Annotated in this window: 19 protein-coding genes; 7 read left to right on the top strand and 12 right to left on the bottom strand. The window is 61.8% G+C overall.

Translation table 11 applies throughout. The features are described from left to right. Positions 1-157 precede the first annotated feature (157 nt). From BLLJ_RS03775 to BLLJ_RS03760, 4 genes are all read right to left on the bottom strand, one after another. Complete coding sequence (locus BLLJ_RS03775) at positions 158-1,126, bottom strand: ABC transporter ATP-binding protein (RefSeq protein ID WP_007052129.1); 969 nt, start codon at positions 1,124-1,126, stop codon at positions 158-160. A gap of 1 nt (position 1,127) precedes the next feature. Next, on the bottom strand, positions 1,128-2,345 hold the full coding sequence (locus tag BLLJ_RS03770; RefSeq protein ID WP_007053390.1) for an ABC transporter permease: 1,218 nt from the start codon (positions 2,343-2,345) through the stop codon (positions 1,128-1,130). Positions 2,346-2,435: 90 nt separating this feature from the next. Then, a complete protein-coding gene (locus BLLJ_RS03765; protein WP_007052126.1) occupies positions 2,436-2,834 on the bottom strand; it encodes a DUF4418 family protein in 399 nt (132 codons plus the stop codon). 144 nt (positions 2,835-2,978) lie between these two features. Next, positions 2,979-5,681, bottom strand: coding sequence for an ATP-dependent helicase (locus BLLJ_RS03760; RefSeq protein ID WP_013582527.1), 2,703 nt, complete (start codon positions 5,679-5,681; stop codon positions 2,979-2,981). A 116-nt stretch (positions 5,682-5,797) separates the two neighbouring features. Between BLLJ_RS03760 and BLLJ_RS03755 the strand changes: the two genes are divergently transcribed. Together BLLJ_RS03755 and BLLJ_RS03750 are read left to right on the top strand one after the other, a co-directional pair. Next, positions 5,798-6,379 carry a xanthine phosphoribosyltransferase gene (locus BLLJ_RS03755; RefSeq protein WP_007057285.1) on the top strand — a complete coding sequence of 194 codons (582 nt, stop codon included), beginning with the start codon at positions 5,798-5,800 and terminating at the stop codon, positions 6,377-6,379. Between the two features lie 50 nt (positions 6,380-6,429). Next, positions 6,430-7,794: a nucleobase:cation symporter-2 family protein gene (locus BLLJ_RS03750; protein WP_007052123.1), complete on the top strand. Its 1,365-nt coding sequence runs from the start codon at positions 6,430-6,432 to the stop codon at positions 7,792-7,794. Positions 7,795-7,923: 129 nt separating this feature from the next. Here the strand turns inward: BLLJ_RS03750 and BLLJ_RS03745 are convergent, their stop codons facing one another. The 3 genes from BLLJ_RS03745 to BLLJ_RS03735 form a co-directional block, all read right to left on the bottom strand. After that, the gene (locus BLLJ_RS03745; RefSeq protein WP_003829211.1) at positions 7,924-8,133 is read right to left on the bottom strand and encodes a helix-turn-helix domain-containing protein; all 210 of its coding nucleotides are present in this window, start codon (positions 8,131-8,133) and stop codon (positions 7,924-7,926) included. 6 nt (positions 8,134-8,139) lie between these two features. Further along, entirely contained in the window at positions 8,140-8,400 is a 261-nt protein-coding gene (locus tag BLLJ_RS03740; protein ID WP_008782983.1) for a DUF2975 domain-containing protein, read from the bottom strand. Positions 8,401-8,553: 153 nt separating this feature from the next. Next, a complete protein-coding gene (locus BLLJ_RS03735; RefSeq protein WP_013410947.1) occupies positions 8,554-9,375 on the bottom strand; it encodes an alpha/beta fold hydrolase in 822 nt (273 codons plus the stop codon). Between the two features lie 287 nt (positions 9,376-9,662). Here BLLJ_RS03735 and BLLJ_RS03730 point away from each other — a divergent pair, with 287 nt between their 5' ends. Continuing rightward, on the top strand, positions 9,663-10,601 hold the full coding sequence (locus BLLJ_RS03730; protein ID WP_013582526.1) for a cobalt transporter: 939 nt from the start codon (positions 9,663-9,665) through the stop codon (positions 10,599-10,601). 88 nt (positions 10,602-10,689) lie between these two features. Here BLLJ_RS03730 and BLLJ_RS03725 read toward each other — a convergent pair whose 3' ends face one another. Continuing rightward, positions 10,690-11,091, bottom strand: a complete 402-nt coding sequence (locus BLLJ_RS03725) for a VOC family protein (protein ID WP_007052118.1) — start codon at positions 11,089-11,091, stop codon at positions 10,690-10,692. A gap of 158 nt (positions 11,092-11,249) precedes the next feature. Here BLLJ_RS03725 and BLLJ_RS03720 point away from each other — a divergent pair, with 158 nt between their 5' ends. Then, the gene (locus tag BLLJ_RS03720) at positions 11,250-11,864 is read left to right on the top strand and encodes an isochorismatase family protein (protein ID WP_007052116.1); all 615 of its coding nucleotides are present in this window, start codon (positions 11,250-11,252) and stop codon (positions 11,862-11,864) included. Positions 11,865-12,115: 251 nt separating this feature from the next. Then, positions 12,116-13,594 carry an ATP-binding protein gene (locus tag BLLJ_RS03715; RefSeq protein WP_013582525.1) on the top strand — a complete coding sequence of 493 codons (1,479 nt, stop codon included), beginning with the start codon at positions 12,116-12,118 and terminating at the stop codon, positions 13,592-13,594. A gap of 4 nt (positions 13,595-13,598) precedes the next feature. Here the strand turns inward: BLLJ_RS03715 and BLLJ_RS03710 are convergent, their stop codons facing one another. From BLLJ_RS03710 to BLLJ_RS03700, 3 genes are all read right to left on the bottom strand, one after another. Further along, on the bottom strand, positions 13,599-15,011 hold the full coding sequence (locus tag BLLJ_RS03710; protein WP_007052114.1) for an ABC transporter permease: 1,413 nt from the start codon (positions 15,009-15,011) through the stop codon (positions 13,599-13,601). Then, positions 14,998-16,236, bottom strand: a complete 1,239-nt coding sequence (locus BLLJ_RS03705; RefSeq protein WP_007052113.1) for an ABC transporter permease — start codon at positions 16,234-16,236, stop codon at positions 14,998-15,000. The genes BLLJ_RS03710 and BLLJ_RS03705 overlap by 14 nt, the downstream gene beginning before the upstream one ends. 100 nt (positions 16,237-16,336) lie before the next feature. Beyond that, positions 16,337-17,320: an ABC transporter ATP-binding protein gene (locus tag BLLJ_RS03700; RefSeq protein ID WP_007057287.1), complete on the bottom strand. Its 984-nt coding sequence runs from the start codon at positions 17,318-17,320 to the stop codon at positions 16,337-16,339. Between the two features lie 385 nt (positions 17,321-17,705). Between BLLJ_RS03700 and BLLJ_RS03695 the strand changes: the two genes are divergently transcribed. Then, positions 17,706-19,058, top strand: coding sequence for a sensor histidine kinase (locus BLLJ_RS03695; RefSeq protein ID WP_013582524.1), 1,353 nt, complete (start codon positions 17,706-17,708; stop codon positions 19,056-19,058). Continuing rightward, positions 19,058-19,711: a response regulator transcription factor gene (locus BLLJ_RS03690; RefSeq protein WP_007052109.1), complete on the top strand. Its 654-nt coding sequence runs from the start codon at positions 19,058-19,060 to the stop codon at positions 19,709-19,711. Before BLLJ_RS03695 ends, BLLJ_RS03690 begins: the two co-directional genes overlap by 1 nt. Before the next feature lie 183 nt (positions 19,712-19,894). Here the strand turns inward: BLLJ_RS03690 and BLLJ_RS03685 are convergent, their stop codons facing one another. Beyond that, a complete protein-coding gene (locus BLLJ_RS03685; RefSeq protein ID WP_007052108.1) occupies positions 19,895-20,518 on the bottom strand; it encodes a DUF47 domain-containing protein in 624 nt (207 codons plus the stop codon).

Here is a 20,518-nt window from a genome sequence, read left to right as displayed (position 1 = left end):
TTGCATATGCCTAACAAGCGCTGAGTCGGGCCTCCCCAGCGCTTCGTCGTGAATAAACACGAACGGGTTGGTTTTCTTGCGATTACCTACCGCCGACCCGCTGATGGGCTATGACTCCAGACGGTATCTACCTGTTGGCAGACACCAGCAGACCATATTACACCGAGGCTATGGACAGCACTCCGGCGTCCATGCGATACACCCGATCTGCGTATTCGAGTGCATCGGGATCATGGGTGACCATGAGAATCGCCGTGCCGTTGTTGGCTTGGTCTCTGAGCAGACGCATTACGATGTCGGTGCTCTCTTGGTCGAGGTCGCCGGTCGGCTCGTCGGCGATGAGCAAGCTCGGCTGGTTCATCAGCGCGCGGGCGATGGAGACGCGCCGCATTTCACCGCCGGACAGCTCGCGCGGGTAGCTGTCTGCCAGATCGGCAACACCAAGCTGGGTGAACAGCGTGCGAGCTCGGGTGGCGAACAGGTCCGAACGGCTCGCAGCCGTGTTTGACGGCGTGTTTTCCCGGTCTGTGATTGGCGCAATGACATCCGGCATGAACGGGTCGGCGGCTGAATCGGCGGCCGCTTCATCATTGGTGGCAGCGGCTTGCGCCACGGCATCCGTTGCTTCTGCGTTTTGGGCGAACGGCAGCGGCTCCGGAAACATCGTTGCGGGCAGAATCACGTTGTCGAGCACGGTCAGGTTGCCGAGCAGGGTCTGGCTTTGAGTCACGAATCCGATGGTGCGATTCCTCAGCACGGACAGTGCTTTATCGCCCAAGTCGGCCACATTGCGTCCAGCCACGCTCACGGTTCCCGAGGTCGGGCGAATCAGCCCAGCGACCATGTTGATCAACGTACTTTTACCGTTGCCCGACCGGCCGACGATGGCGATGAATTCGCCGGCATCGACGGTGAGGTTCACGTGGCTGACGGCGTCGAACGGCGTGCCGCGGCGGACGAACTGGCGGGTCAGGTCCGTCAAGGTCAGCAGATGGTCCGGGGAGGGCGTCTCGGTTACGTGCGGCGAATCCGGCGCAGTCGGCGCGTTCGGCTGAGCTGGCGTGGTCGGCTGGAGCTTGGTCGGCTCAACCGTGGTCGGCTGAAGCGGCGTAGTTGTCTCAGTCATATCACTCCCCCTCTCGCAGGGTCAGGTAGGCTTCGGGCCGGCCGAGACGCCACATGGTGGCCAGCGAACCGATGATGCCGATGACCGTAGAGCACACAATGGTCACGGCAATGAATCCGATCACCGCAACCGGGCTGGCTTGCAGATACGGCAATTGAAGCTGTTTGCCGATCAGCGAACTGAATGGGAAAATCACCAGGCTGGCCGCGCCGACGCCGATTACGCCACCGATCAGACCGATGATGGCGGATTCCTTCAGAATGATGGCATTCAACATGCCGCGCGTGGCGCCCATGATGCGCAGGGACGCGAATTCGCGTTTGCGTTCGTTCACCGACGAGGCGAATACGGCGAGCAGCACAATCACGCCCATTACCCAGATCACCGCCACGAAAATCTTGAGGTAGGTGACAAGCGCGGTCAGCGAAGTTCTGGTGTTGGCGGTGATGCCGCCGGGGTATACGTACCCCAAATCGGCGAATCGGGAATCAAGACGCTTGATGTTCTCAGCTACGGTCTGCGCTTCGTACCCCTGCTGCGTCTTAATCATCACGGTGGAGACGGCTTTGCCGGCATATTCGGCGGACATGACCTGCTTGGAGACCTTGGCCGAGGCGGCGACCATGTCGGGCACGGTGTTTTGGTTGATGAACACCGAGTTGTCGAGGCTGGTGCCGGTGTTGGCGAGCTGGGCGACGACCGGCCATGAACGGCCGTAGAGTTCGATGGTGCCGTCGGTGGACACGTTGACGTTTGCGCCTGCAATCATCTGACCGTCTTCAAGGGGGCCTTCGAACTGGGAGGCGACCCATGGTTCGATGACGAAGTCAGTGTCCGGGTCGTAACCGATGATCTGCAGCTTTTCGGCACAGCAGGCGGCGGCCAGCGATGATATATAGGTCTGTTCGGTGGCCTGTGCGATGCCGTCGGCCTGCATGACCTCGTCGGCGATGTCTTTGGTGAAATAGAAAGTGCTGGGATTGCCGTTGGTGAGCAGCGCTTCGGCCTTCTGCACGGTGTTTTGCGGCACGACCATGAGGTCGGCGCCCAGGCGCTTTTCCATACTGGTCATGCCAGTGTTGAGGTTCATGGTCAGCATGGTGCCGCCGAAGAATGTCAGCGCGAGGATGGTGACGACGGCGAGCAGTGCGCCGGTGCGGAACGGCTTGCGTTTGAGGTTTTCAATCGGAAGGCCGCGCAATGCGATATGGGATGGCACGATGAATCCTTATGTTGCTTATAGTGCGGTTGCAATAAGCGAGGCCGGAGTCCAGCGTTCGGAATGGCTGGGCTCCGGCCGTCTGCTCGATCAGTTGCGCTTGGCGGCGCGAGAGTCGAGCCAGATGGCGATGGCCGCGAACACGATGGTGAGCACGCCGAGCACGATGAGCGTGGGCAGCATAACCATGCGACAGTGCATCATCGCGCCCTTGCAGATGCCGATCAGAAAGGTGGGTACGGCGAGTAGTAGCAGGGCGTCGGCTGCGGCGGCGATATTGAGGCCGATGCGAATCTGCGGGGCGACGAACAAAGCCACGACGCCGAACACGAGGATGACGACGCCGATGCCGGTGGCCGCCTGCTGCGAGTAGTGGCAGGCACCCGGCATGTCATGGCCGGTGCAGGCGTGCGCAAAGGTCTGGGGCGCGATGGTGATCAGCGCGCCGAACAGAATATTGGGCACGGATGCAAACAGCTTGTTCTTCATAACTACTTTTTCCTCTCCCCTGTTCCCAGGGCTCGTAGGCACAACCTCCGCATTATGCCCACACTGTGATGAAGAACACAAGTCTTGTTTTTTGCGAATTTATTTGGTATATAACTCAGCCCCTCGTCAGAGGGGCCAATTTATCTACAACTTCTCAATCGGCGCTACGCGGAGCATGAGGCGTTTGACGCCGGCGGAGCCGAAGTCCACGGTGATTACCGAATTGCGGCCCTTGTCTTGTGCGTCGGTGACCTTGCCGAGACCGTACTGGTCGTGGCTGATCATGTCGCCCACGGCGAAGTCGGCGATATTCAGGCCATTGTCCTTGGTGAGCTTCGAGCTAGGCACGGCAGAGCCGGTCGAATCGGATTTCGGTGCGGTACGGCGCGTGGTGACCTTGCCGCCACGGGTGCCACCATATGAACCGGACGAAGAACCGGAACGGGAACGCGACCCGTAGGACGACCTCGAACCGGAGCCTGAAGAACCATAGGACGAACCCGAACGGGAGCGGGAACCATAGGAGGACGAGCCGGAGCGGGAACCATACGACGATGAACGGGAACCATACGACGAAGAGCCGGAACCCGAGCCATACGACGACCCATACCGCGACCGCGACCCATAGGACGAACCCGAACCGGACGAACCACGCGAGCCGAACGTCGACGACCCGCCAAACGCGGCGCCGCCGAAATCGTCATCATCCCAGCCGCCCAAATCGTCGGCGAATCCATCGGTCTCCCAGCTGGCGCGCATACGCTCCACGCCGGCTTCACGGCGTTTCCAATCAATCAGCGAATCCGGAATCTCGTCGAGGAACTGGCTGGGCATCATATCGGCGGCCTGGCCCCACTGGGAGCGGACGGCGGCGCGCGTGACATACAGTCGCTGCTTGGCGCGCGTGATGCCCACATAGGCGAGTCGGCGTTCCTCCTGCAGTTCAGTGGTGTCTTCCATCGAACGCGAATGCGGGAAGGTGCCCTGTTCCATGCCGGTCAGGAACACCACCGGGTATTCGAGGCCCTTGGCGGTGTGCAAGGTCATAAGCGTCACCTTGCCGGAGTCCTCCGCCTCGCCGGGTAGTTGGTCGGAGTCGGCCACAAGCGCGGTGGTCTCCAGGAATGCGGACAACGTGGCGTCAGGCGTGTTCTGTTCGAATTCGGCGGCAGTGGACTGCAGCTGGGAGAGGTTCTCCAGACGGGAGGCGTCCTGCGGGTCCACGGATTTCTCGAGTTCGGCCCTTAAGCCCGACTTCTCCAATACTTCGGCCACGATCTCGCTGGGCTTGGAGTCGTGCGCGCGCGTGAACTGCGAGAGCGCGCCCATCAGATCGCGGAATGCTCGTAGCGAGGTGGCGGTGCGTGTCGGCACCTCGATCTCATCCAAGTGCATGAGTGCGTAGAAGAAGCTGGTGCCATGCTCGCGCGCGTAGGCGAGCAGCACGCCTTCGGCGCGGTCGCCAAGCCCACGCTTGGGCACGTTGAGAATACGGCGTAGATTCACATCGTCGTCCGGATTGACGAGCGCCTGCAAATAGGCCAGCGCATCCTTGATTTCGCGACGTTCGTAGAACTTGGTGCCGCCGACGAGCTGATACGGCTGATTCGTGTTGATCAGCGCCTCTTCGAGCGAGCGGGATTGGGCGTTGGCGCGGTACATGATCGCCATGTCGGAGTAGGCGATGCCCGCTTCGGCGTGCAGGCGCGCGATTTCGGTGGCCACCCACTGGGCCTCCTGCTGGGCGTTGTCCGCCGCGTAGCCGACGATCGGCTCGCCCTTGCCGAGCGCGGTCCACAGTTTCTTGGGCTTGCGGCCCTCGTTGTTGCTGATCACCGCGTTGGCCGCATCCAGAATGGTCTGCGTCGAACGATAGTTCTGTTCGAGCATGGTGGTCTTGGCGTTCGGGAAGTCCTGCTCGAAGTCCTGAATGTTGCGGATGTCGGCACCACGGAACGCGTAGATGGACTGGTCGGAATCGCCCACCACGGTGATCCAGGCGGGGCCGGACTTGCCGGCGTTAGGCGCGCCCGGGATGGCCTTCTCCCCCGTGTCCACGCCGGCCAGCTCGCGCACGAGCACGTACTGGGCGTGGTTGGTGTCCTGATACTCGTCGACCAGAATGTAACGGAAGCGGTGATGGTAGTACTCGGCGACGGCCGGGTCAGTGCGCAGCAACTCGACCGTGCGGCCGATCAGATCGTCGAAGTCGACGGCGTTGGCCAGGGCCAAGCGATGCTCGTATTCGGCGTAGATCACCGCGTAGATGGCTTCAAGGTCGCCCACCGTGCCGAACTGGTAGCCGCGCTGGCCGGGCGTGAAGTCGGGCGCGTGAACGGCGAGGTTTTCCTTCCAACCGGTCAGATTGTTCTTGAGGTCGGAGATATGGCCGAGAATCGAGCGTGGAGTGTAGCGCTTGATGTCGAGGTTGAATTCGGTGGCGATGATTTTGACGAGTCGCTCGGAGTCGGCGGAATCGTAGATGGAGAAGCCGGACTTGAGTCCGATGGACTTGCCGTCGCGCCTCAGAATGCGCACGCAGGCGGAGTGGAAGGTGGAGACCCACATGCGCTGGGCCACCGGGCCGATCAGCGAGCCGAGTCTTTCGCGCATTTCGGCGGCGGCCTTGTTGGTGAAGGTGATGGCTAGAATCTGGCTCGGCCATGCGCCGAACTGGCTCAAGATCCAGGCGATGCGGCGGGTCAGCACGCGGGTTTTGCCGGAGCCTGCACCGGCTCCGATCAGCAGCGCCTGACCGCGGTATTGCACGGCTTCCGCCTGCTGCGGGTTCAGGTCGCCCACGAGTTCCTGTGCGCTGCGTGCGATGACTTCCGGCTCGTCGTACACTGTTGCCTCCCTTTGAATCGCGACATTCATGTTTACCACATGCACGGGTCAGCGCAGGACAACGTACACTTACGAGTATCCATATCATTCACTGACATACAACAATGGGAGGTTCAATGCAGGAACTTGAGGAGCGAATCCAAAGCGAGGGAACGGTGAAGGCGGGTAATGTGCTCAAGGTGGACGCGTTTCTGAACCACCAGTGCGACGTACGCCTGTTCGACCGCATGGGTTCGGCATGGGCCGCTCATTTCGCCGGCAAGCACATCACCAAGATTCTGACCATCGAGGCGTCCGGCATCGGCATTGCGTGTGTGGCGGCCCAGCATTTCGGCAATGTGCCGGTGGTGTTCGCCAAGAAGGCGCAGTCCATCAACCTTGACGGCGACCAGTACACCACCACGGTCTATTCCTTCACCAAGCAGAAGGAGTTCCCGGTGATCGTGGCCAAGAAGTATCTGAACGCCGGCGACCATGTGCTGCTTATTGACGATTTTCTGGCCAACGGCAAGGCGTTGCGCGGTCTGATCGATCTGTGCGAAGCAGCCGGTGCCACGGTCGAGGGCATTGGCATCGCCGTGGAGAAGGGCTTCCAGGGCGGCGGTGACGCGCTGCGCGCTGAAGGCTACGATGTGGATTCGCTGGCCATCGTCGAGTCCATGAATCCCGAGACCGGCGAAATCACATTTAGGCACTGAGCACATTGGCTGCTCCCGCCGGCGGGAGCAACAGAGAGAAGAAGAGAATCATGTCAGAGAAGAAAACCAATCATTCCGTATCCTTTGAGGCGTTGTCTTCGCTGGACGCGCCAGTATCCTTCTGGAAGGGCATTCCGTTCGGCCTGCAGCATGTGATGGCCATGTTCGTGGCGAACCTCGCCCCGATCTTCATCGTCGCCTCGGCCGCGAAGATGACCCCGGCCCAATCGGCCACCATCATCCAGTCCGGCCTGCTGGTTGCGGGCCTGGGCACTTGCCTGCAACTGTACGGCGCGTGGCTCATCGGCTCGCGACTTCCGATGGTCACCGGCATCTCCTTCACCTACGTGGCGGCCGCCGTGGCGATCTGCGCGGACAAGGGCTATGGCGCGGTGGTCGGCGCGGTAATGGTCGGCGGTCTGCTGGAACTTGTGCTGGGTTTGACGGCCAAGTATTGGCGTCGGTTCGTGCCGCCCATCGTCTCCGCCATCGTGGTCACGTCGATCGGCTTCTCGCTGCTCAACGTGGGTGCCACGAGCTTCGGCGGCGGCAGCGGAGCCAAGGACTTCGGTTCCTGGCAGAACCTGACGCTCGGGCTTATATCTTTGGTTGCCTGCCTGGCGTTCCAGCTGTTGATGAAGGGCACGGCCAAGCAGCTGTCCGTGCTGTTCGGTCTGGTGGTCGGCTATGTGGCGGCTATCTGCATGGGCAAGGTCGATTTCTCCGGTTTCCAGAACCTCGCCATCGTGTCCGTGCCGCAGTTCATGCCGTTCAAGCCTGAGTTCGACTGGGGCTCGATCATCTCCATCGGCCTGCTCTACGTCGTCTCCTCGGTCGAGGTGCTGGGTGACACCGCCGCGCTGACCAAGGTGGGCCTGAACCGTACGCCCACCGAACGCGAGACCGCGGGCGCCATCGCCGGCGACGGCCTGATCTCCACCGTATCCGGCCTGTTCGGCTGTCTGCCGCTGACCTCGTTCGCACAGAACATCGGATTGGTGGCCATGACCAAGGTCGTCAACCGCAAGGTGATTCTCTCCGGCGGACTGATTCTGGTGCTGGCGAGCTTCGTGCCGGCCATCGCCGAGGTGTTCAACTCGCTGCCGCAGGCGGTGCTCGGCGGCTGCACGATCATGATGTTCGGCAACATCATTCTTTCGGGCTTCCAGATGATTGCCGAGGCGGGCTTCACGCAGCGCAACATCACGATTGCGGCGCTTTCGCTGACCATCGGCATCGGCTTCACCCAGGTGAGCGACATCTTCACGCAGTTCCCGGCACTGTTCCAACAAATCTTCGCCTCGAACTGCATCGCCGTGGCGTTCGTGGTGGCCGTGATCCTGAACACCGTGCTGCCCAGCGAGGAGCACTTCCTCTCTGCGCCCAAGGAGGCACCGGCCGCGGACGCCGAGTGATAACAACGCAACATATCAGCTGCGCATAATCACATGATGATGCCCTATCGTCTTGCAGGATGATAGGGCATCATTGATTTTGGGAGAGACTACAAGTTGAACCATGAGTTCGAGCCGGTGGCGTGTCGATCAATCGTCATCTTCCCATTCGAGGATGTCTCCGGGTTGGCAGTCGAGTGCCTTGCAGATGGCGTCCAACGTGGTGAAGCGGACGGCTTTGGCACGTCCGTTCTTCAGAATGGACACGTTGGCGGGAGTGATGCCAATTTGTTCGGCGAGCTCGCCGACGCCAATCTTGCGTTTGGCCATCATGACGTCGAGATTGATGCGAATCGTCATCTCAAATCACCTGCTCGAGTTCGCGCCCGAGCCGGACAAGGAGAACAGTTTCCATACGGCCACGAACGCCGCTTCGATGCAGAACAGGAACAGCACGCCCATAATGAGATATGGCCAGTGCATCGACGTCTGGCTCGGGTAGAGGCCGGCCAGCGCGCCGCTCAATCCCGGTACGGCGAATAGTTGGCCCCATAGGCAGGCCAGCCAGACCAGAATCACGATGGCTTTCAACGCGAGCAACACCCATCGGTTCATGTAGTTTTTCATAGCCCGGTCCTTTCAGGTGCCGACGTTTTTTTGGCGACACCGCGAACATCGATATGACTATATCGAAAAACGATATACCTTGCAAGGCGTATTGCGTCAACCGGCATTGGTCGCTCGTATACATATAGGCTTCGGCAGACTGTCAGCAGACCGTCAGCTCAACGGAGCGAACGCCATATGAGCCACCCATTCGCGCACGAGCGTGATGACGGCTTCGGGTTGGTCGATGTGCGCGTTGTGACCGGCATTGTCCAGCGTCACGAAGGTGGCGTTGGGATAGTGCGGCAACAGGGCTTGCTGATCTTCGTATCCGACGATCTGGTCTTGCTTGCCGGTGACGATGAGCACCGGACCCGCATATGTGCCGAGCATTTCCTCGGGATTATCGGCCAGCCAATAGCGCTGATCCAGTCGTTCGCATGCCGCACGGTCGCACAACGCCACGCCGGGCAGGATGAACCGTTGGTAGCGTCGCCACGCGTCGAATGACTGGTTGACGCCCATGGTAATGAAATCGAACACCTGTTCCTGCGGCAAGGAGTGCGTCAGCTTGGGATTGGGCTGTGCAACCACATGTTCGGCCACATGCCGGCCGGCATGCTGCGGGTCCACGACCGGCGCGATCAATACCATACCGGCCACTCGGCGAGGTTCGCGCGCCAATACTTCGCGGACAAGCGCACCGCCCATCGAGTTGCCGACCATGGCGAATGGAGCCGCTTTACCGACAAGACCGTCAATGGCCGTTTGCAGCCAATCCGCCATTTCCGGCAGCCCGCAGGCATGCTCGGGCAATGCCGGCGTACGGCCGAAACCGGGCAGATCCAGATATATACGGCGAATTGAATCATTGCCGTCAAACGCCTTGTCGAGCATCATCAGCGAACGATGGTCCACACCCATGCCATGCACGAACACGACGGGCAATCCATCATCATTGCCCTCAATCGCGCAGTACGGCTGCAATTGCGCCATGTGTTCCTCTCCTTCAACCCGGTACAAATCGCCTTTCACACAATAGCGGCAGCAGCTCCCTTGGTGTCGGAGCAATCCCGACCGCCATTCTCGGTTTCGAGGGGCTGATTTGCGCGGATGTCATGAAGCGTGAAGACTTGTCACAAAGTCGCGTGATGACGCAGCCGCCGTTCAGGTGGATATGCCACGCTGTCATGATGACGGCCGAGCCGGAACACGGCAAATCCCGCATGCTGCATAGGCCAGCCGGTCACGGTCAGCCATGACACCGAAATATTGGAGGCGCAATGGGACAACAGGTGCGGTACGGCAGACGCCGCTCCCATGGCGCGGGCGCGCTGATTGCAGCCGTCATACTTGTTGTTGCGGCGCTGATCGCGGCATGGACGCTGCTGCCACGGCTATTCACGCCTCGCGAGACCGCGCGCACGGCCGAGGAAGCATATTGCGCGGCGGTGTCGTCCGACGGAGCCCGCCGCACCTTGACGCCTGATCAGGCGCAGAACGCGGCGCTGATTGCGAACATCGCCGTCACGCGCGGACTGCCGGATCACGCGGCGACGGTGGCCATCGCCACGGCCATGCAGGAGTCGAGGCTGACGAATCTGGACTACGGCGACTTGGATTCGCTCGGCCTGTTCCAACAGCGGCCCAGCCAAGGCTGGGGCACGGCGGAGCAGGTGTCCGACATGACCTATGCGACAAACATCTTCTACGATCATCTGCTGCAGGTGCCGGATTGGGAGACGATTCCGGTGGAGGACGCCGCGCAGGAGGTGCAGCGCTCAGGCTACCCGGAACTATATGCCGCATGGGATGCGATGGCACGCGCTTGGGCCTCGGGGCTGACCGGTGAACGGTCGGCGGGCGTCACGTGCGCGTTGGAGCCAGCAACCTCCTCGGACGCGGACGGGTTGGTTGTCGCCATAGGAGGTACACTGCCGAATGTCAATGTCTCGGTTGTGCCCCCAAATGGCAAAACCGGCACGAACAACGGCGCTGCGACCAATACGGCCAGCACAACGTTGACGATCACGCTGCCGGACGGCCTGTCCGCCGACAACCGCACTCGACTTTGCTGGCAGACGGCAGGCTGGCTGGTCACGCATGCACGTCAATACGGCATTGACGCACTGCACGCGGACGGCATGGATTGGAACCGCAAAGCCGGCACATGGATCGGCACCGAAACCGCCGAGCAGACCATCACCTTCACGCTTGCGTGATGTGACCTATACCGCCGTTGCGACCACAAATCCGACTGGTTGGAGCCTACGCCGTCGATGCCGCCTGAGGCACGATACGGATATGTTTTTACTCGTTCGAATGAGCCCAATCCACGACGGCTTCGATGTTATTGCCATCCGGGTCCAGCACGAATGCGGAGTAATAGCCGGGATGGTACGGGCGCGGACCGGGAGCGCCGTTGTCTCGGCCGCCGGCGGCGAGCGCGGCTGCATGGAACGCCTGCACGGCTTGCTGACTGTCAGCCAAGAACGCGATGTGTGTGACCGGCGTGACCGGCGAAGCCTCCGCCTCCAGCCCTTCAATCGGTGACACGTAGAAATCGGAGTGCAGGGTTCCGTCATCCACGCCGAATCCGAGCGTAGGCTCATGATGCGCCTTGACGATATAGCCGAGCGGTGCGAGCGCCTGTTTGTAGAATGTGATGCTACGGTCGATGTCTTTCACGTGCAACGTCAGATGGTCCAGCATGGTCTTGGTCGCCCTCCCCTGGTTCTTGTATTCGATTGCTGCTTGCAGTGTAAGCCCGAACGTTTCCCACAGGGCCGCGCATGGCTATGATGAGAGCAATCGCACGTCGAGTTCGAGACAATATTCAAAACGAATCCAAGGCAATAAGGGGAATGACGATGACCAAGGCACTGATTGTGGTGGATGTGCAGCCGACGTTCTGTGAAAGCGGCGAACTGGGTGTCGCAGGCGGCAACGCGGTCGCCGAGCGGATTGCCGATTATGTGAACGCGCATCGCAGCGAGTACGCGTATATCGCAACCACGCAGGACTGGCATATCGAGCCGGGCGCGCACTGGTCGGCGGAGCCGGATTTCGTGGACACGTGGCCGAAGCATGGTGCGGCCGGCACGCTGAACGCCGAATTGCATCCGGCGATCAAGGCGCTGAATATCGAGCATCATTTCAAGAAGGGCCAGTATTCGGCGGCATATTCCGGTTTTGAGGGTATCGAGGACAATACCGACCGTATCCAGACCCGCGAGGAGGTCGAGGCCGAGCAATCCGCCGGCAAGACGCTGGCCAACGCGCTGAAGGCCGCCGGCGTGAGTCGCGTGGATGTGGTGGGCATCGCCGAATCGCATTGTGTCAAGGACACCGCGCTCGATGCCAAGAAGCTCGGCTTCGAGGTCACCGTGTTCGAGGATCTGACCGTGCCGGTCAGCGAGGAACTTGGTGTTGCGGCCCGCAAGCAGATGGCTGCGGGCGGCATCACATTGGCTGAGTCCCGCTGATCGGGCCGGATATACCCAGAGCGAAGCACACAGCCGTAGCATCAATCACGCGCAAGATTCCCACGCCACCCAACATAGCCCGCCCGCCTCGACCGGCCGATATCATCGGCGAACACGCGGAACCGAACCCTACATCGACGTTCGTTTCGTCTGGTTTGGCCCATGAATTCTGCATGAATTGGGGTGAACTGGCGGGGCTGGAGGCGAGCGGGCGGCGGATTATGGGGCACAATGGTTTCAAGGAGGCCGCCATGGTCGATGACTATACTGCCAAAATGACTGAGCTGATCGAACTCATGCGTCTGATCGGCAACGATACGCAACAGTGCGAGGTCAAGGAATGCAAGCGCAAGATCTCCTCGACCATCACCGATACGCTGTCCGCGTTCTCCAATGGCTCCGGCGGCTGGATTATCCTGGGCCTGTCCGAAAAGAACGGGTTCACGCCGGTCGAGGGATTCGACGCGCGCGCCATGCAGGAGGCGCTGAGCCAGGCGTGCGAGAAGATGACGCCGGTGGTGCGGCCCGTAATCGTCACCTGCCCGTTCGAAGGCGCGAATCTGGTGTTCGCGCGCATCGACGAGATGCTGCCGCGCGACAAGCCCTGCTTCACCACCGCGCTCGGACCGCACGGCGGCTCGTTCATCCGTACCGGCGACGGCGACCGGCGCATGACCTCCTATGAGGTCGACCGGCTCATCGAGGAGCATCTGCAGCCCACATACGATCTGGATATCGTGCCCGACGCCACGACCGATGACCTCGACCCGCAGCTTGTTGCCGGACTGTTGGCACGCGTGCGCGAACAGCATCCGCGCGTGTTCGCCGACCGAGACGGCATCGATGTGCTGCTGGATCTGCAGGTGTTGCGCCATGATGATTCCGACGAGTCGGAGGTCGGCGGAATCCTGCGCCCCACCTTGGCCGGACTGCTGGCGTTGGGCCGCTATCCGCAGAAGTTCTATCCGCGGCTCGGCATTTCGATAGCCGTGTTTCCGGGGACGAGCCGGGACGATGTGTTCCGGGGCGACGAACGATTGGTCGCCTCGAAGTCGGTGGTCGGTTCGATTCCGGTGATGATCGACGATGCGGTCGACTCGTTGATGCGTTGGATTGGCGCGAAGAAGCCCGACTATCCGCCGCTCGTGTTGCGCGAGGCGATTGCGAACGCGCTCACCCACCGTGATTATTCGCCCGATGCGCGCGGCACGCAGGTGCATATCAGCGTGTTCACCGATCGCATCGAGATCACCAATCCGGGTGGCCTGTACGGCATGGTGACACATGATGTGCTGGCGAGCCCTCATCCGGTGACGGGCGCGCCGTTCGTCTCCACCCGAAACCAGTTCCTGTTCACGCTGCTGGAGTCCACGCCGTATCCGGGCGGCGGGTTTGTGAACCCGGAAGGCGGCGACGGCTACCAGCGCATCGCCGCCGCGTTGCGCGAGGCCGGCATCGAGCCGGCGACCACGCGCAACGACATCAACACGTTCACGATGACCATCACCAAGCAGCGCACGATGGCGAACAGTTCACCGGGCGACGTGGTCAAGGCGATTATGACCGTACTGGAGCGGCATTCGGCCATGAGCGTCAAGGAGATCATGCGCGAACTACAGTTGACGCCGCTGGCCGCCACATCCGGTATGCGCGAGCTGATGAAGGAAGGGCGGGTCGCCCAAGTCAAGTTCGCCGACGACCCGGCACAGCGGTATCGGTTGAAAGGCTGATTTCTCACTCGGCCAGCTGCGTGGTGGCAGGCGCGGCCAGGGCGGGGCGGGATCGGCGGAAGCGGCCGGCGGCCAGGCCGATGCAGATGAACATCACACCGAACAGTGCGACCAATCCCAGCGAGCCGGACCAGCCGGCGACGCTTATGCCGGTTTCCGCCGCCGTGCCGAAGCCGAGCGCGTTGTCGATCGCGGTGCAATACCACCAGCCGGGCAGGAACTTGGCTATGGTCACCATCACGCCGGGCATCATGTCAATCGGCAATGCGACACCCGACGTGAACATGATGAGCAGGCCGAAGATGTTGGCGAACCCGTTGGCCGCCTCTTCCGAGAGCCCGAACTCGCTGAGCATGAATCCGCAGGCGACGGTCATCAGCGCGTACACGCAGGTCGCGCCGAACGTCATCAGCACTCCCCCGACGCTCAGGTGCAACGGATCGAGCCCCGCCGCCATCATCAGACCGATTGACAGCACCAAATAGCCGACGCATACGACGAGCGCGAATCCGCCCAACGTCAGCAACCGCTGGAGTCCCATCAGGACCATGCGTCGGGGCGAGGCGGTGAGACGCCGCCGCACCTCGCCGGTGGTGAACGCGCCCAGGATCATCGATCCGCAGATGGTCATCGCCAGGGACAGCGGGTACAGCGCGGTTTTCATGGTGCCGCCGAATCCGCTGACCGCCGTATCCGCAGCGCTTGCCGACTCCTCGGTCGGCGTATCGACCACGGCGATCTGATGGTTCACGTCTGTATCGCTGGCCGATTCGGCGGCCATTTTGGCGGCCTGGGACAGATCCTTGATATCCGGCTTGTCGACTTGCCCTTCCGGCAGCGAGTCCAGCATGTCTTGGTCCAGACTCGCGCCATCAAAACCGGCGGCCCCTCCTGTAGCGTTCATCATGCCGGCGAGCGCCGCCTGGTCGACCCTCGTCTGCGCGCCGATCAGTGCGGTGCGGGTGAGCGAGAGGAACCCGCCGACGTTCATCCGCGCCATCGACCCGGAGCCGGATGCGTAGCTGGTAACCGTGTCCACGTTCGGCGGATTGTCGCCGTCCGCCGCCGCGGCGACATAATCGTCAGCGAATCCGTCGGGAATGATGACGATCAGGTCCACCCAGTTCGAGGCGACGGCCTGTTGCAGCGTTTCGCTGGTGTCGTCGAGGTCCACCAGTTCGCTGGAATCGCGCAGGTAGGCGCGCATCGACGTGGCGATATCACCCCGGTCGGAGTCGCGGTCGATGATGGCGACGCGCGTCTTGGTCGATTCGAACACCGCGGACATGGAGCCGGATGCGGAGGTCAGCATCGCCCAGCTGATGGACATCATCAGGATGCCTATGAATACGAGGTAGATCATCAGGTAGACCCGGTGCGCGAACAGCACGCGCAGCGTGGCTTTACAGGTGTTCATAACGTTGCCTCCTCAGCATTGCGATGCCGGCCAAGAGGAATACCGCGCTCATCGCCAGCAGAATGATGCAGGTGGTGATGAACGGCCGGTAGCTGTCGTAGTACAGGATGTCGTAGAACAGGTTCGTCACCTGCTGTGCGGGGTTGATGGTGCCGAGTATGGGCGCGTTGCGGGCTATCCAGTCGCTGATCTGCATGGCAAACCCGCCGTACAGTCCGGTGAACAGCGACAGCGTGCAGGAGATGCCGGTCGACAGCCCGTATTTCGTGTTGTACGAGAGCTTCGGCACCGCACCGAGCAGGGTGCCTGCTGAGCTGGTCATGAACGAGGCGATGATGACCGCGAGGATCGCCGCCGGTTCGCGTCCGCCGAGCGAGACGTTGCAGGCGAGCCGGATATAGGCCAATGCGATGGACAGGGCGACCGACGAGCACAGCCAGCAGGAGAGGAAGCCCGCGACGAGCTGTTTGGCCCGGCTCAGCGGCGCTACGGTCCGCCGTATGCCCAGCGCGGACAGGTTCGCCTGTGCGGCGGCGACTGTGCTGATGGAGTATCCCATGGCCATCATGCAGGACATGGCCAGCAGCGCGTAATAGTATCGGGCGATCTCGTCAGGCTGGAAATGCGTGAGCGTCGTCTCATGGGTCATGTCGACGTTCTGCCCGACGCTGTTCCAGAAGTTCCGGCTGAGCGCGGCCTGTGGATTGTCGGCGATGGTCTGCCGGGTAACGGCGTCGGTGCGGTTGTACAGGTCGATGACGCTGCGCAGGGCCGCGAGGCTAATGTCCAGTCCGCTGTTTTGCGTGGAGTCCTTGGCTGTGACGGCGGTTTCCCGGCTCACGGTCATCGCCAATCGGCCGTTATTGTCGGCGGTCAGATAGCCGTTGGCAGTGCCGTCGGCGAGCCGTTGTTCGGCCTCCTTCACGGTGTCGACTGTGGTGATGGTCAGCAGCTTTTGGTCGATTTCGGCGTAGGTCGTGTCGTCTGAGGCCGATTCCGTTTCCCCGGCCAGCGCGTCTACGAAGGTGCGGGCACCGTCCGCCTGCTGCCAACGGGTGTCTTCGATGACGGCCATCGGCACCGGCTTGAGTTCGTATGCTTCGGCCAGCCCGCCGAACAGTCCGTTGAACATGGTCGCCAGCACAATCGGGAACACGGTCATCCAGAACAACGCCGACCGGTTACGCAAGTTCGCTTTCAATGCGACCAGAAATGTGGTCCACATGATGTCTCCTTACTCAGGAACTCCCCTCAGTCACCTTTGGTGACAGCTCCCCTCGGAGAGGGGAGCCAAGTTATTTGCTTGCCGACTGAGGGGAGCATGGTCAGTCCCTCAGTGCTTTGCCGGTGAGTTCGAGGAACACGTCGTTGAGGGTGGGCGGGCGACTGGTCAGGTGGCCGATGTTGGCGCCGGAGCGTTTCACCGCGTCGAGCACGTCGGTCAGGTTGTGTTCGCCGCGACGGCATCGCACGTCGAGTTCCTTGCCGTCGTAGGTGGCTTCGATCACGCACGGCAGCGCACGGACCTCGGCCATCGCCGAATCCGCCAGATCGAGCGTTTCGATGGTGATGCGCTCGCCCGTGTCGATCATGTTCTTGAGCTCGTCGGCGGTTCCGAGCGCCAGGTGCCGGCCGTGGTCCATGATGAGGATGCGGTCGCAGATCTGTTCGACCTCCTCCATGTAGTGGCTGGTGTAGATCACCGTGGCGCCGGCCTGGTTGAGCCGCTGGATGCCTTCCAGAATCGAATTGCGGCTTTGCGGGTCGACGGCGACCGTGGGTTCGTCGAAGAAGATCAGGTTAGGCTTGTGCGCGATGCCGCAGGCGATGTTCAGGCGTCGCAGCAGACCGCCGGACAGTTTGCCGGGCCGGAACTTGCGGAAGTCCTGGAGTCCGACGAATTCGATGGACTCCTCGACCAGCGGCGCGCGGTCGGTTTTCTTCGGCACGTACAGCGAGCAGAAGTAGTCGATGTTTTCGGTGACGGTCAGTTCGTTGAACACGGCCACGTTCTGCGGCACGATGCCGATACGACGTTTCAGCGCGTAGGAGGTCGGCGTCATCGGCTGGCCGAACACGCGAATCGTGCCCGAATCGTAGGTGAGCAGCGCGAGGATGCAGTTGATCGCGGTGGTTTTGCCGGACCCGTTCGGTCCAAGCAGCCCGAAAATCTCGCCCTGGTTCACGTCAAGGTCAAAATAGTCGAGCGCCACCATGTCGCCGTAGCGTTTGACCAGTTGGCTGACGTGCACGGCCAGAGCCGGGTTGGTTGTCGAGTCGTGTTCGGAAGCTCTGTTGTCGGTTGTCATAGTCACTCCCTTCCTTGGCGATTCCATCATCCCAAGAAGGGGCCGGACGCCGCCACAGGCAAACGTCACGACTTGGCCGTACAGGCGTGACATTTGTCATTACAGTCCTTCGGCGTCGGTCTGCATGGCCTTGTACACCTTATCGACCGGCATCAGGCTGATCTCGTCCATCGAATAGTTGGACGCCCTGTGGCTTTGCGTAATCATCGGTATCATCCCTTTACGGTTGTGTCGACGACATCCGACGCTTGTGCCTCATCTATTCGGGAAGTGTAGGCCCGTTGTCTTGGACCGTCATGCGGGTAATTCCGCACGCCCGTCAAGTTCGTCGTGTTCCGCACACCGCTAGACTGGTGGTGGAAGAGCGTCGAGCCGGGGAGGTGCCATGCGCGTGTTGGCCGAGATGGGCTTGCTACTCGTGTTGGGCCTGGCTTTGGCCTGGCTTGTCAGGCTACGGTCCGATGGCGTGTTCATCGCCGGCCTGCTGTTGGCCGTTTCCGTCGCCGGATTGGTGGAATGGCTGCGTCCCGCGCAATGGTCTTGGGTCTTGTGTACGGCGTATCTCGTCATCGCCGTGGCGGTGCCTTCATGGTGCGCGTTCATGCCGCTCATCGCCTACGATACTGCACGGCTGCCGGCCCTCGCCTCGACCGGAGCCCGGGCTGGGGCACGGACTGCGGCAAGTGGCCGCTCCCCCAGTGTCTCGCGGACCGCGGCCTCTCGCCGTTCCCTTGCCGATGCAATGCGTTCGGCCCCGTGGCTTTCGGCCGCCGCGCGCTGGATATGGGTGTTGCCGCTGATCGCGCTCTGGTTCGCCCGTGGCACCGACCGTCTCCAGACGCTGGTGATGACGCTGGTCGCCCTGCTTGGATTCGTTCTGGGCCGGGCCCGCGCCTCCTCGGACGAGGCGCGGCGCGCGTTGCTGCACGCGCAGGACAGGGCGCGCGAATCCTCGCGGGCCACTCGTTCGCGCATCGCCGACATCGATGAGGAACGCGCCCAGTCGATTCGCATGGCGACCCTCGGCGAGCGCACGCGTATCGCCCGGGAGATCCACGACAATGTGGGCCATCTGCTGACCCGCGCGATCATGCAGGCGCAGGCCGGCAAAACGGTGGCCAAGGCGACGAACGATACGGTCGCTGCGCAAGGGTTCGCCACGTTGGGTGCGACGTTGGATGATGCGATGACGATAGTGCGCCGTTCGGTGCATGATCTTGAGGATGATGGCACTGATTTCGCCGCGCAGATCGATGATGCCGTCACGTCGTTCGACGGCATCTCCCCCGGTTTCGCCGTGACGCTGGCCAACGATATCGCCAAGGCGCCTGCGCCGGTCTCGCGCTGTTTCGCGACCGTGATTCGCGAGGCATTGTCGAACGTGGTGCATCACAGCGCGGCGCGCGAGGCGAGCGTGACGTTGCGTGACTTCCCCGCGTTCTGGCAGTTGGTCATTCAGGATCCGGGGCCGGCCGTGTCCGAGTCCGATGGGTCCCGGACGGCCGCTGCCCGCCCGCGTGCGATGCGCGCCACGCACGTCGGCTCGCGACTCGCCGCCGACGGCGTTGCCGATATGCGTGGTTCGGCCGATGAGCTGATGCGCGGCATGGGTTTGGCGGATATCGAATCGCGCGTGCGCGCCCTTGGCGGCACCGCGGTCTGCGGGCCGTATGAGGACGGCTGGCGTGTGTTCGTATCCGTGCCGAAGAAGCGTTGGACCATGGAATCGAGGGATTGATGAGAATCGCAATCGTGGATGATGATCCGATCGTCTGCCAGTCGTTGGAGACGATTCTGACGGCCACCGGCACGGCCGAGGTGCTATGGATGGCAAATGACGGAGACGCCGCCGTGCGCCGTTATTTCGAGACACCGGCGAGCCGACCGGACGTGCTGCTGATCGATATTCAGATGCCCGGCACCAGCGGTTTGGATGCCGCGCGCGAGATTCTGGCCACGGACCCGGCCGCGCGCATACTGTTCCTGACCACGTTTGCGGACCAGTCGTATATCGCGCAGGCGATGGGACTTGGCGCCAAGGGCTATCTCATCAAACAGGATGTGGCGGCGGTCGGGCCCGCGCTGCAGGCGGTGATGGCCGGTCAGGTGGTGCTCGGCGCGGAAGTGCTCGGCAAGCTCACCGAACGAACTCCGGATCCTGCCGATTCCGACGATTCCAGAGATACCGCCGATTCCATCGAGGGCCTGCTTGGCGAGCGCGAACGTGAGATCACCGCGCTGGTCGCCGAGGGCCTCGATAACCGCGACATCGCCGCCAGACTGTTCCTGAGCGAAGGCACGGTCCGCAATCGCATCAGCGCGATACTGGACAAGCTCGGCCTGACCAATCGCACCCAACTCGCCATCCTCTGGCTCAACGCCCATAGGTGAGGGGGCTTTTGGTCAAGTAGGCCTCTCCCTCCGACATCGCTTCGCGATGCCACCTCGAACGCGATTCAGGACAGCTTGCAGCTGACCTCTTATTCGCTCGTTGTCACTCACCCTCGCCTAAAAACGCCTCCGGCGTTTTCTTCACGGCTCGGCTCATCAGAGGGAGGTTGTGAAAAACCAACCTCAGCTGTTTTTCATGACGATACTGTCGATGGTGTTGGCCACGCGCTCGCAGTCGTCGGAGCACTGTTCGAGGTGACGGTAGACGTCATGCCAGGCGAACACCTGCAGCGGATCGGTGCAGGTGGTGTGCAGCGTGCGCATCGACTCGATGAACAGGTGGTCGGCGTCCGTTTCGATCGTGTTGATGGCGAACACCAGTTCGCGCAACGTCTTGGAATGCCGGAATCGCGGCAGTTCGTTGACCAGCTCGCAGATGCTTTCCGTGGCGCGCACCACCATATCCGACATCTGGACCGCGTCGTCGCGCATGTCGGTCACGTTGTCGTAGTACATGCGGTTGAGCACGCCTTCGATGCTGTCGGTCACGTCGTCGAGCACGTGGCCGAGCTCGTCGATGTCCTCGCGGTCGAACGGCGTGATGAACGCGGTCACCAGTTCGTCCATCATGTCGTGGCGCACCTCGTCCGCTGACTTCTCAATCGCGTGCATGCTGTCCATGCGTTCGCGCAGCTGGCCCGGATTGAAGTCGTGCATGACCTCGGACAGCAGCTTCGCGGCCTGGCATGCGTAGTCCGCGCTGCGGCGGAATCCGTCGAAGTAGAACGTGTCTTTTTGTCTCGCCAT

Origin of the sequence: Bifidobacterium longum subsp. longum JCM 1217 (genome assembly GCF_000196555.1) — a bacterium.
Taxonomy (GTDB): Bacteria; Actinomycetota; Actinomycetes; order Actinomycetales; family Bifidobacteriaceae; genus Bifidobacterium; species Bifidobacterium longum.
The sequence above is the reverse complement of the archived record's forward strand: the minus strand, read 5'-3'. Positions and strand labels throughout refer to the sequence as shown.